The organism is Nocardioides astragali, from assembly GCF_024436375.1.
GTDB classification, from domain to species: Bacteria; Actinomycetota; Actinomycetes; order Propionibacteriales; family Nocardioidaceae; genus Nocardioides; species Nocardioides astragali.
Window position 1 is genome coordinate 843,834 of record NZ_JAFMZM010000003.1, and the last position, 11,552, is coordinate 855,385.

Annotated in this window: 10 protein-coding genes and 1 riboswitch; of the genes, 3 read left to right on the forward strand and 7 right to left on the reverse strand. The window is 72.0% G+C overall.

Annotation, left to right across the window (positions count from 1 at the left end; all coding sequences use genetic code 11):
- Positions 1 to 26 precede the first annotated feature (26 nt).
- Positions 27 to 551: a YflT domain-containing protein gene (locus J3P44_RS13230; RefSeq protein WP_255890862.1), complete on the forward strand. Its 525-nt coding sequence runs from the start codon at positions 27 to 29 to the stop codon at positions 549 to 551.
- A gap of 3 nt (positions 552 to 554) precedes the next feature.
- On the opposite strand, the gene J3P44_RS13235 is transcribed toward J3P44_RS13230, so the two are convergent.
- The 7 genes from J3P44_RS13235 to J3P44_RS13265 form a co-directional block, all read right to left on the reverse strand.
- Positions 555 to 1,490: a cobalamin biosynthesis protein gene (locus J3P44_RS13235; protein ID WP_255890863.1), complete on the reverse strand. Its 936-nt coding sequence runs from the start codon at positions 1,488 to 1,490 to the stop codon at positions 555 to 557.
- Between the two features lie 8 nt (positions 1,491 to 1,498).
- Positions 1,499 to 2,287, reverse strand: a complete 789-nt coding sequence (locus J3P44_RS13240) for a CbtA family protein (RefSeq protein ID WP_255890864.1) — start codon at positions 2,285 to 2,287, stop codon at positions 1,499 to 1,501.
- Positions 2,288 to 2,297: 10 nt separating this feature from the next.
- Positions 2,298 to 2,531, reverse strand: a complete 234-nt coding sequence (locus tag J3P44_RS13245) for a CbtB domain-containing protein (protein ID WP_255890866.1) — start codon at positions 2,529 to 2,531, stop codon at positions 2,298 to 2,300.
- A gap of 67 nt (positions 2,532 to 2,598) precedes the next feature.
- The gene (cobBC, locus tag J3P44_RS13250) at positions 2,599 to 5,085 is read right to left on the reverse strand and encodes a bifunctional hydrogenobyrinic acid a,c-diamide synthase/histidinol phosphate aminotransferase CobBC (protein ID WP_255890867.1); all 2,487 of its coding nucleotides are present in this window, start codon (positions 5,083 to 5,085) and stop codon (positions 2,599 to 2,601) included.
- Entirely contained in the window at positions 5,082 to 5,696 is a 615-nt protein-coding gene (gene cobO, locus J3P44_RS13255; protein WP_255890868.1) for a cob(I)yrinic acid a,c-diamide adenosyltransferase, read from the reverse strand. The genes cobBC and cobO overlap by 4 nt, the downstream gene beginning before the upstream one ends.
- A gap of 1 nt (position 5,697) precedes the next feature.
- Positions 5,698 to 6,339: a 5,6-dimethylbenzimidazole synthase gene (bluB, locus tag J3P44_RS13260; RefSeq protein WP_255890870.1), complete on the reverse strand. Its 642-nt coding sequence runs from the start codon at positions 6,337 to 6,339 to the stop codon at positions 5,698 to 5,700.
- Positions 6,340 to 6,347: 8 nt separating this feature from the next.
- Positions 6,348 to 8,438, reverse strand: a complete 2,091-nt coding sequence (locus J3P44_RS13265) for a magnesium chelatase subunit D family protein (protein WP_255890871.1) — start codon at positions 8,436 to 8,438, stop codon at positions 6,348 to 6,350.
- Between the two features lie 24 nt (positions 8,439 to 8,462).
- A riboswitch (cobalamin riboswitch) is annotated at positions 8,463 to 8,595 on the reverse strand.
- An 18-nt stretch (positions 8,596 to 8,613) separates the two neighbouring features.
- Between J3P44_RS13265 and cbiE the strand changes: the two genes are divergently transcribed.
- Positions 8,614 to 9,822 (forward strand): precorrin-6y C5,15-methyltransferase (decarboxylating) subunit CbiE, encoded by a 1,209-nt coding sequence (gene cbiE, locus J3P44_RS13270; RefSeq protein ID WP_255890872.1) that lies wholly within the window; start codon positions 8,614 to 8,616, stop codon positions 9,820 to 9,822.
- 203 nt (positions 9,823 to 10,025) lie between these two features.
- The gene (locus J3P44_RS13275; protein ID WP_255890873.1) at positions 10,026 to 11,378 is read left to right on the forward strand and encodes a S8 family serine peptidase; all 1,353 of its coding nucleotides are present in this window, start codon (positions 10,026 to 10,028) and stop codon (positions 11,376 to 11,378) included.
- Positions 11,379 to 11,552: the final 174 nt, after the last annotated feature.

An 11,552-nucleotide genomic window follows, 5' to 3' on the forward strand; every position in this document is an offset into this window, starting at 1 on the left:
ACAGGGGTTGAGCGCGGCAGTTGGGCGTGGTCCCGGTCGTATCGTGGAGGCATGTCCACCTCGGGCCTCACCCCTGCCCAGCCCTCAAGCTCCAGTTCCCGCAGTCACTGGCGGTCTATGACGACTACGCCGCCGCGCAGAAGAGCGTCGACTTCCTCGCCGACGCCGACTTCCCCGTCGACCAGCTGATGATCGTCGGCACTGACCTCAAGCGGATCGAGCGGGTGACGGGCCGGCTGACGTGGTCGAAGATCGCGGCCGGCGGCATCCTCTCCGGCCTCTGGCTGGGCATCTTCGTCGGTCTGATCTTCGCGCTGTTCACCAACGAGAACATCTGGCAGGTGCTGCTGAGCACCGCCTTCATGGGCGCGACCTTCGGCCTCGTGTGGGCGCTCACCGGCTACGCCTTCACCCGCGGTCAGCGCGACTTCTCCTCCGTCACGCAGGTCGTGGCGACGAAGTACGAGGTGCTCGTCGAGAACAAGCACGCCGCCCGTGCGCGTGAGCTCCTCGCGGGGCTGCCGGGCGCGCTGCCGGACCCGTTCGCGTAGGCCTCAGCGCCTGAGCGCGACGAGCACCGCTGCAGCCGCCGCGCCGGTGCCGACGTGGCGCGCCAGCCGCACCGCGCGGCCGATGTCGCCCGCGGTCGGTGGTGGTCCGTCGCCCAGCCGGACCCGGTCCTCGACACCGTGGGAGTAGTGGTTGCGGCCACCGAGGCGTACGCCGAGCGCGCCGGCGAAGGCGGCCTCGACGACGCCGGCGTTGGGGCTCGGGTGCCGCCGGGCGTCGCGGACCCACGCCGCGATGGCGGCCCTGGGTCGCCCTCCTACCGTGGGGGCGAGGCCGGCAGCGAGGAGCCCACTGAGCCGCGCGCCGGGCAGGTTGAGGAGGTCGTCGAAGCGCGCCGACGCCCAGCCGAAGCGGCGGTAGCGTTCGCCGCGATGGCCGACCATCGCGTCCAAGGTGTTGGCGGCGCGGTAGCCGAGCAGCCCAGGGACGCCGAGCACCGCGCCCCACACGAGCGGTGCGACCACCGCGTCGGAGGTGTTCTCCGCGACCGACTCGACACAGGCCCGGCTGACCTCGCTCCCGTCGAGGACGCTCGTGTCACGGCCGACGAGGTGGGTGAGCCGCTGTCGAGCGCCGGACAGGTCGTCGGCGGCGAGGAGGTCGTGGACGGCCGTCGCCTCCCGGCCGAGTGAGGTGCCGCCGAGCACGGTCCACGTGGCGGCGGCCGTGAGGAGGGTGTGGACGACGGGGTGGCCCGTCGACCGTCGCTCGACTGCGGCGCCGAGCGCCGTGACGCCCCCGGCCAGGACGACCAGGTGGACGACGCCGCGGGCCCGCGAGTCGGCGTACGTCCGCGTCTCCAGGGCGGCGGCGACGCGGCCGAACCCCGCGACGGGATGGGCGCGCCGCGGGTCGCCGAAGCGGCGGTCGGCGAGGTGGCCGAGCGCGATGCCCAGCGCCCGGCTCACCCCCACTGACACGTGGTACCTCAGAGCGACGCGGCGAGCTCGCGCCGGGCCCGGACCGCGTCGTGCTGCCGCCACGTGCGGTCCACCAGGACCGTCAGGGCGGCGCCGATGACCGCCCACAGGGCGAGCAGGGTCAGCAGCGACGCGACACGGAAGTCCCAGAGGAGGCCGGCCGGGAAGTCGCCGAGCTCGTCGACCTTCGGGAACGCGAGGGCGGCGACGACCACGATGACGGCGTACGTCGCGGCGCCGGCGACGACGCCCGGCACCCCGCTCCACAGGCGTACGGCCGCGCGGGCCACCGCCACTGCCGCGAGCACGGCGAGCACCGAGACCGCGAGGAACCCGAAGTAGAGCGCGGTGCGGTTGTCGATGGTCTCGCCGGACCCGACGGCCGGAGGTGTCGCGGGGTACTTGAGGAACGGCACGACGCTGAAGGAGACCGCGCCCAGTAGCGCGACGAGCGCCGTGCTGGCCGCGGGTCGCAGCCCGCCGAGCCGGCCGAGGCCGACGGCGGCGAGCAGGCCTGTGAGTCCGCCCAGCACCACGCCGATGGCGAGGGTGCCGGTGGCCAGGCCCAGGGTCGACTGCGTGGCGCGGGTGACGACCGCGTCCTCGTCGTCGTGGGAGTGGCCCGCGGCTGGGTCGTCACTGTGCTCGTGGTCGGCTGCCGTGGCGCCGGCAGCCTCCTCGAGCGCGATGGCCCGGTCGACCTGGGGCTCCCCGACGGTGTACGCCACGACGAACGCGGCGATCCCGGCGAGGAGACCGGCGACGAGACCCTGGACCAGGAAGGTTCGGGTGCTCATCCCGCGCGCGTCAGTGGCAGGGGAAGCCGAGCAGGTGCCGGCCGTCGTGGACCCACTCGTGGATCGCGGTGCCCTCGGGGATGGTGATCGCGCCCTGCGCCGAGCTGATCAGCACGAGCACGGACATGGCGAACAGGGCGCCGAAGGCGAGCCAGGGAGCGAGCTCCCGGGCCGGGATGACGAGGTCGGACGGAGCTGAGCCCGCACCTGAGATCGAGGTGGGGCTGGAGATGGCGTGCGCCATGGTTCCTCCTTCGGGATGAAAGCGTCCCGGGTAGTGGGGATTGACTTCCAGTCCGTCGGGTCTGACTTCACCGCTCCTTTGTGCTTTGGAGCGGTGTCACAGTAGCGCCACTGTGCCGGATTCCCACCGGCTTCCTCAGGACTGGGTGCGTGGAGCGTAGCGCACCCAGCAGGTCGTCGGTGACCGGCGTGCGCCGGGCGCTGATGCGGACCCATGAGTCGTCGAGGCCGGGGAAGGTGTCGGCTCTGCGGACCGCGAAACCCAGGCTGCGCAGGACTTCCCGGCTTCCTCGTCCCGTCCTGGCCAGCACGAAGGGAGCGGTGCTGGGGACCGTCTCGATGCCGAGCTCCTCGAGTCCCTGCGCGAGGTGGTCGCGCCTGTGGGCAAGCTCCTCGGCTCTCCTCCTGGCCTCGTCCCGTGCCGTCTCGGTGCTGGTGGCGACGAGCGCGGCGATCGCCGGCGCGGAGACCGACCAGGGTGTCTGGAGCGCGCGCAGGTCGGCGACGAGGTGAGGCTCGGTGAGGAGGTAGCCGGCGCGGATGCCGGGGATCGACCAGATCTTGGTGAGGCTGCGGAGCACGACGATGCCGGGCACCCGTTCGTCGGCCAGCGTCTCGACCTCGTCGTCGAGGAAGGCCTCGTCGACCACGACCAGCCGGCCAACCCTCGCGAGGCTCGTGATCGCGGAGGCGGGGTGGCGTACGCCGGTGGGGTTGGTCGGGTTGCCGATGACCACGAGGTCGGCGTCGTCGGGCACCTGCCTCGGGTCGAGGCGGAACCCGTCGTCGTGCGTCAGGACGACCTGACCGGGCGCGTGCCCGGCGGTGCGCAGCGCGACCTCGGGCTCGGTGAACTGGGGATGTACGACGACCGCGTGTCGCCACGGCCGCAGCCTCGCGACGAGGGTGAAGGCCTCGGCGGCGCCGGCGGTGGCGAGGACGTCGCCGGTGCCGCGCCCGTGCCTGCGCGCCACGGCCGTCTCGGCCGCGCTTGCGTCGGGATAGCTGTCCGAGTCCGTGATCGAGTCGGCCAGCGCGCGGTCGAGCCAGCGCGGGCGGGGACCGTCGAAGACGTTGACGGCGAGGTCGACCAGGCCGGGCGTGGCCTCGCGGTCGCCGTGGTGGCGCAGGTCCGGGCCGGCGTACGCCGCCGCTGCCGCCGCGAAGCGCTGCGCAAGCTGCGGGTGGCCGGCCCAGTGGGTGTGGAGGTAGGACGCGTGCAGAGTCGATGTCGCCACGCCCGCAGGGTCGGGCATCAGCCAGGCCGGGTCGCCGTCGTCGACGCCCGTGAGGTGAGTGCGGTGGAACTCGTGGCCGGTGACCTGCTCGCCCGCGCGGCTCAGCAGGTTGTCGGTCGGAGTGGTGGCGGTGCGGTAGGACAGCGTCAGCCTCGGCGCCATCTCAGCAGCCGCGGCGATCGCACCGACCATCGGGACGGCCGGCCCCTCGGGTCCCCGCACCGACTCGCAGAGGTAGAGCAGCCCGGCGCACTCGGCGACCGTGGGCAGTCCCCGGCCGATCGACGTACGGATGTCGCGCCGGAGGCGCTCGTTGGCGCCGAGCTCGGCGGCGTGCATCTCCGGGAAGCCGCCGCCGAGGTAGAGCCCCGTCGTGCCCTCCGGGAGCCGTGTGTCGATGAGCGGGTCGAGCTCCACGATCTCGGCCCCGGCCGCGCGCAGGAGCTCGACCGTCTCGGCGTAGCGGAACGTGAAAGCCCGGCCTCCCGCGACCGCGATGCGCGCGCCCTTCGCGCCGTTGCCTCCGCTCGGTAGTCCGCTGCGGAACGCCGGTGTCTCGGACGCTCCGCCTGGCCTTTCGCAGCGGACTACCTCGACGGACGGGTCCCAGGGAGTCTCGCGCAGGTCCGGCGCCGCCGACGCGAGGCGTACGACCCGCTCGAGGTCGACCGCCCCGGCGATCTGCGCCGCCAGCCGGTCGAGCGCGGCCGCGGCATCCGCCCGCTCCGCCGCCGGCACCAGCCCCAGATGACGCGACGGAGCCTCGATCCCGTCGTCGCGCTGGAGGGTGCCGAGCACCGGCAGCCGGTCGCCGATGGAGCGCACCACCTCCTCCGCATGCCGCTCGGAGCCGGCCTTGTTGAGGATCACGCCGACCACGTCGACCGGCGGCTGCGCCCACGTCATCAGCCCGTGGATCGTCGCGGCGATGGTGCGCGACGCCGACGAGATGTCGACGACCAGGATCACCGGAGTGCGCGTGACGGCGGCGACGTGGGCGGTCGACGCGAAGCCGTCGCCACCGATCTGGCCGTCGTACAGGCCCATCACGCCCTCGATGACGGCCAGGTCCGCGCCGGCGGCGCCGTGCAGCAGCAGCGGGACGAGGCGCTTCTCGCCGACGAGGTGCGGGTCGAGGTTGCGGCCGGGGCGGCCGGTGGCGAGCGCGTGGTAGCCGGGGTCGATGTAGTCGGGGCCGACCTTGTGGCCGCTAACGGTGTGGCCGGCGCGGGCGAGCGCGGCCATCAGGCCGGTGGCGACGGTGGTCTTGCCGTGGCCGGAGGCCGGGGCGGCGACCATCAGTCGCGGGAGGCTCACCACTCGATGCCTCGCTGGCCCTTCTGCCCGACATCCATCGGGTGCTTGACCTTGCCCATCTCGGTGACGAGGTCGGCGGCCTCGACCAGGCGCGGGTCGGCGTTGCGGCCGGTGATCACGACGTGCTGGCGGCCGGGGCGCTCGACCAGCGCGGTCACGACGTCGTCGACGTCGACCCAGCCCCACTTCATCGGATAGGTGAACTCGTCCATGACGTAGAGGTCGTGCCGCTCCTCGGCCAGCGCGCGCTTGATCTCGTCCCAGCCCTCGGCCGCGGCCGAGGCGTGGTCGTCCTCGGTCCCGCCCTTGCGCGACCACGACCAGCCGGCGCCCATCTTGTGCCAGGTGACCGGCCCGCCCTCGCCGGTCTCCTCGTGGAGCCGGCCGAGCCGCTCGAGCACGGTCTGCTCGCCGATGCGCCACTTCGCGGACTTCACGAACTGGAAGACCCCGATGTCGAAGCCCTGGTTCCAGCCGCGCAGCGCGAGGCCGAAGGCGGCCGTCGACTTGCCCTTTCCGTCGCCGGTGTGGACCACGACGAGCGGCCGGTTGCGGCGCTGGCGCGTGGTGAGGCCGTCGTCGGGGACGGTGGCCGGGACTCCCTGTGGCACGTCAGCTCCTCCAGCTCTCGAAGTGGATGGCCTCGTCGAGCGGCCGCCCGTCGCGCCAGCCGTGCCGGACCAGGTCGGGCACCTCCTGCAGCCGGGTGACGTGCCCGAGGCAGAGCCACGCGACCGGACGTACGCCGTCGGGCAGGCCGACGAGGTCGGCGAGGAACTCCTCGCGGTAGAACGAGACCCACCCCACGCCGAGCTCCTCGGCGGTGGCGGCGAGCCAGAGGTTCTGGATCGCGAGGCAGGTGGAGTAGAGGCCGGTGTCGGCGATCGCGTGCCGTCCGAGCACGTGCTGCCCGCCGCGCTCCGGGTCGTACGTCACCACGACGCCGAGGCCCGACTCCCGGATTCCCTCGACCTTGATCCTGCCGAAGGTCTCCCGTCGGTCCGGCGGGAGCTCGTCGGCGAAGGTCTGCCGCTCCGTCTCGACGTGCTCGGCAAACCGGTCGCGCTTGTCCTCGTCGAAGACGAGCACGAAGTCCCACGGCTGGCTGTGCCCGACGCTCGGCGCGGAGTGGGCGGCGTCGAGGACGCGGCGCAGCGTCTGCAGGGCGACGGGCTTGCCGCTGAACTCGGCGCGTACGTCGCGGCGGCGCGCGATGACGTCGTACAGGTCCTGACTGAGTGTGGGTGTTCTCATGGGGGAGTTCATGCGACCCGAGCGACGCCCGCCAGCGCCTGGGCGCTGACCTCCGCGATCGGCAGGTGAGTGGCCTGCATGGCTGCGGCGAGCTGGCCGGCGAGCCCGAGCCGCATCGGCCCCTGCTCGCAGTCGACGACGACCGCGCTGATGCCGTGCTCGGCGATCCAGCCCGCGGCGGCCCGGCTGCGGTTGACGGCGTCGGGTCCGTGCGTCGCCCTGCCGTCGGTGATCACGATGAGCAGCGGACGCCTGCGCGGATCGCGCACCTTCTCGACCCGCAGGACCTCGACCGCGGTCAGCAGCCCCTCCGCGAGCGGCGTACGTCCGCCCGCCGGCAGGTCGGCGAGGCGCTTGGCGGCGATGTCGACCGAGTGGGTCGGCGGCAGCGCGACGTCGGCCGAGTCGGCCCGGAAGGTGACCAGTCCGACCTTGTCGCGGCGTTGGTAGGCGTCGAGCAGCAGGCTGAGGATCGCGGTCTTGACCTGCTCCATCCGCTTGCGCGCGGCCATCGAGCCGGACGCGTCGACGCAGAAGAGCACGAGGTTGGCCTCGCGTCCCTCGCGTCGGGCTGTCCGCAGGTCGCTGTCGTGGAAGACCAGGCGGCCGTCGGTCCGACCCCGTGCCCGCTGGTGCGGCGCTGCGGCGCGGATCGTCTCGACGAGGTGGAGGCTGCCGTGCTTCTCGCCCTGCGGCTCGGCCCCGATACGCCGGCCGTTGGTCGTGAGGGCGCGGCTGCGCTTGCCCGACTCCCCGGCCCCGGTGCCGGTGACCTCGAACCGGCGCACCTGGTAGGGCGCAGCGGACCCGACGACACTCTCCATCGTTGGTCGAGGGGGGCGCTCAGCGCCCGTCACGAGACCCTCGTCCTCACTCGTCGGCTGATCCGGGCGGTCCCCATCGCCAGCCCCATCCGATCCGCCGTCCTCCCCCTCCGTTGGTTGAGGAGGGCGCTCTGCCCCATCCGTGGGTTGAGGAGGGCGCTCCGCGCCCGTCTCGAAACCAGACTCATCGGACTCGTCAGCTCCACCCTCGGGTCCCTGCGGAGCAGGCGGCTCCGGATCGGGCTCCTCGTCCCCGAGGACCTGGTCGAGCAGGTCCTCGTCCAGCCCCGGCGCGTCGAACGGATTCCTCCGCCGCCGGTGCGGCAGCGCGAGCAGCGCCGCCTGGCGGATGTCGGCCCGGGTGACGTGGGTCCGGCCGTGCCACGCAGCGTGCGCGATCGCCGTACGCGTGGTGACGATGTCGGCGCGCATCCCGTCGACCTCGAAGGCGGCGCAGACCTCGGCGACCTTGGTGAGCACCGCGTCTGTGAGCTCGACCTCCGGAAGCAGCTTGCGGGCGGCCACGATCCGGTCGGTCAGCGCGCGCTCGGCGTCGGCGTACGACGCGACGAAGGCAGTCGGGTCGGCGTCGAAGGCGAGTCGGCGGCGTACGACCTCGGCGCGCAGCTGCGGGTCGCGCGGCGCGGCGATCTCGACGGTGAGGCCGAAGCGGTCGAGGAGCTGAGGGCGGAGCTCGCCCTCCTCGGGATTCATGGTGCCGACGAGCACGAAGCGGGCGGCGTGGGCGACCGAGACGCCGTCGCGCTCCACGGTGGAGCGGCCCATCGCCGCGGCGTCGAGCAGCAGGTCGACGAGGTGGTCGTGGAGCAGGTTGACCTCGTCGACATAGAGGATGCCGCGGTGGGCGCGGGCAAGCAGGCCGGGCTCGTACTCGGCCACGCCGTCGGCCAGGACCTTCGAGAGGTGCAGCGAGCCGAGCACGCGGTCCTCGGTGGCGCCGACGGGCAGCTCGACGAGGCGTACGGGCCGGGTCTCGGTCTCGGCTTCGAGAGGCCATCTGTTGTCCGGGCCTGGGCCGTCGGGCGAGGTGTCCCCGGGGGCACTCGCGAACCGGTCGCCGGCCACCACCTCGATCGGCGGCAGCACGGAGGCGAGGGCGCGGACGGTCGTGGACTTGGCCGTGCCCTTCTCGCCGCGCACGAGCACGCCGCCGACCTCCGGGGAGATCGTGGTGAGGATCAGGGCCAGCGTCATGTCGTCGCGCTGGCCCACCTGGGGGGCGACGACGGCGGACAGGGGGTAGTGCAGTGGCATGGGGGCTCCCGCTCTCGTTGCCAGCTTCATGGGTGGCGGGAGGCCGGTCTTCGGACTTCCGAGGTCGTGCCTCGGTCACCGCAGCGGGCCCTGTGCCGGATTCTCACCGGCTTCCCAGATTCTCCCCGAATGGGGCACCTCTCGCCTTGTCCGCGTCACGATAGCGTCTGCGGCCATGTCGTCCACTGGGGTGCCCACCGAGGTCGTGGTCGTCGGCATCGGTGCTGACGGTTTTGCCGGGCTGTCGCCTGCGCCTCGCGCACTTGTCCTGGATGCGGCCGTGCTGTGGGGCGGGTCGCGGCACCTGTCTTTGGTGCCTTCTGTCCCCGGTCAGGAGCGGGTGCCGTGGCCTTCGCCCTTGGCCTCCGGGCTGCCGTCTCTGTTGTCGGAGTACGCCGGCCGCGCGGTCGTGGCCCTGGCGTCGGGGGATCCGCTGGTGTCGGGGATCGCGTCGACCTTGCTCGACCTCGGGGCTACGGTCCGCGTGGTGCCTGCAGTGTCGTCGGTGTCGTTGGCTCGCGCCCGGATGCGGTGGTCTGCCGAGTCGTGCGAGGTCGTCTCGCTCGTGGGCCGGCCGATCAAGCGTCTCGTGCTAGCCCTAGCACCGGGTCGGCGGATCCTGGTCCTGTCGAGCGATGCCTCGACGCCTGCTGACGTCGCCTCTCTCGTGACCTCGTCGGGTTTCGGGGACTCCCGTCTGACCGTGCTGGGCGACCTCGGCGCTGCTTCCGAGTCCTCCGTCTCCGGCGTCGCCTCGTCGTGGGCTTCTGAGTCGCCGGCGCTGAACGTCATTGCGCTGGAGGTTGTCGGGAACGGCCTCGCGTCCTGGGCCCCCGGCCTCCCTGACGACGCCTTCGAGAACGACGGCCAACTCACCAAGCGCGACCTCCGCGCCTCCGCCCTTGCCCGGTTGATGCCCGCTCCCGGTCAGCTCCTCTGGGACGTCGGCGCGGGTGCCGGCTCGGTCGGCATCGAGTGGATGCGGGCGCATCCCACCTGCCGCACCATCGCCATCGAGTCCGACCCCGACCGTGCTGAGCGCATCGGCCGCAACGCCTCTGCTCTTGGCGTCCCCGACCTGGTGGTGGTCGAGGGGCGAGCTCCTTCTGCACTGGAGGGTCTGGAGGCCCCGGACGCCATCTTCATCGGCGGCGGTGCGACGCGTGAGGGCGTGCTCGACACCTGCCTCGCTGCTCTCCGCCCCGGTGGCCGCCTGGTCGTCCATGGCGTGACCTTGGAAACCGAGACGTTGCTGGCCCAGGCGTACGCCGATCACGGCGGAGAACTCACCCGCGTCGGCGTCGAGACAGCCGCACCCGTCGGCACCTTCACCGGCTGGACGCCGATGCGGACGGTCACGCAGTGGGCGTGGTCCAAGGGCTGATCCCGAGAGCGCGCGACCAGCGTCACATCGCCCACTATGACGCACCCAAGGAACACCACGGCGCCACCTCTGCAGCTTCGACCTTCGTTCGGTTGTACACAGCGTCGCGAAGGCGGTGCCGAGTCCTGCCACCGTCACCACGCATGGCTCGGCGCTGAACGCTGGCGGGTGAGGCGTGTGTCAGATGTGCCCCGGTTGAGGTATTGCTTCTCCTGTCTCTCTGGTCGACGCTGATTCGCAGGTACACGCAACGACTGAGTCGCGGCTCGGCGCGGGGAATGAGAATCATGCGCGCTGGACCCTCGACAGGCGTTTCCGCAAGGACCATAGGCGTGGCAGCCGCCGTCCTCATGATCCCTACTGTTCCGCCAGCTCAATCCGCAGTCGCGGACTCGGTGGTCACCGATGCGCCTAAGACGGCGGTCGTGGTGGTGCTCCGCGACGACGTCGCCTCGACGCCGCGGGCTAGGGCACACGAGCGGGCGGGCGGCGTCGCGGTCACCCGGGTGTTTTCGCACGCGATCAACGGATTCGCCGCCGCCGCCACTCCCCAGGGACGTGCCGCCCTCGAGGCCGACCCCGCAGTGCTCTACGTCAGCGACGACATCGAGATCAGGCTGGCTGGGAAGCAGCCCCCGCAGACTCTCCCGAACGGCGTGAACCGGGTCGAAGGTGAACTCTCCAGCACGAGGTCCGGCGATGGCAGCGGCGTTGTGGACGCTGACGTCGCCGTCATCGACGGTGGTTTTCAGCTCGACCACCCGGACGTCGACGTACGCCCAGGCGTCGACTGCGCGGGCCTCGGGTTCCATAACAAGAACAACCACGGGATCGGCGTCGCCGGTGTGATCGGCGCCGCCGACAACGGGATCGGCGTGGTGGGCGTCGCCCCCGGGTCTAGAATCTGGGCGGTCGCGTCCTTCAACGCGGGCGGCGGGGGCCGCCTGAGCGATGTGCTGTGCGGCCTGGAGTGGGTGGTCTCGAACGCAGCGACCATCGAGGTCGTGAACATGAGCTTCGTCTTTGTCGGCAGCGACGACGGTAAATGCGGCCGAGTGAGCGGCCAGGCGCTCCACGAAGCCATCTGTCGCGTGACGGCAGCGGGGGTGACCGCGGTCGCAGCCGCGGGCAACGACGGAATCGACGCGAGTGCGGTCGCACCCGCGGCATACTCCGACGTGATCACGGTTTCGGGCGTCGCCGACTTCGACGGCGTGCCGGGTGGCCTGAGCAGCGATTGCATGAAGAAGGCTCCTGTGGCGGTGCTCGACGACACCTTCCCCTACTTCTCCAACTACGGCGCCGCCGTCGACATCGCCGCACCGTCTCTTTGCATCCTCTCCGCCGACGTCGGCGGCACCTACTCCCTGTACGACGGTACCTCGTTTGCCGCGCCCCACGCGGCCGGAGCGGCCGCCCTCTACCTGTCCACCCACCCAAGATCAACGCCAGCGCAGGTGCGCCGCGCCCTCATCGGTGCCGGGCGCTTCGACTACGACTCCGCGGGCGACCCCGACGGCATGAAGGAGCCTCTGCTCGACGTCTCGGGCTTTTGACTGAGACACTGGACGCACCCGTCTGCCGCCCTGTGCGTCGCCAAAGTTGCGTCACTCCGCCGCCTGTCGGCGCGTCCGGGTTACGGGATCTGGCACCCCTCTGTGTCAAGACGCAGCAGGAAGCAGAGTTCTAGGGTGTTGTCTGGCGGGTCCGGGAAGTGACTTGTCCGAAGA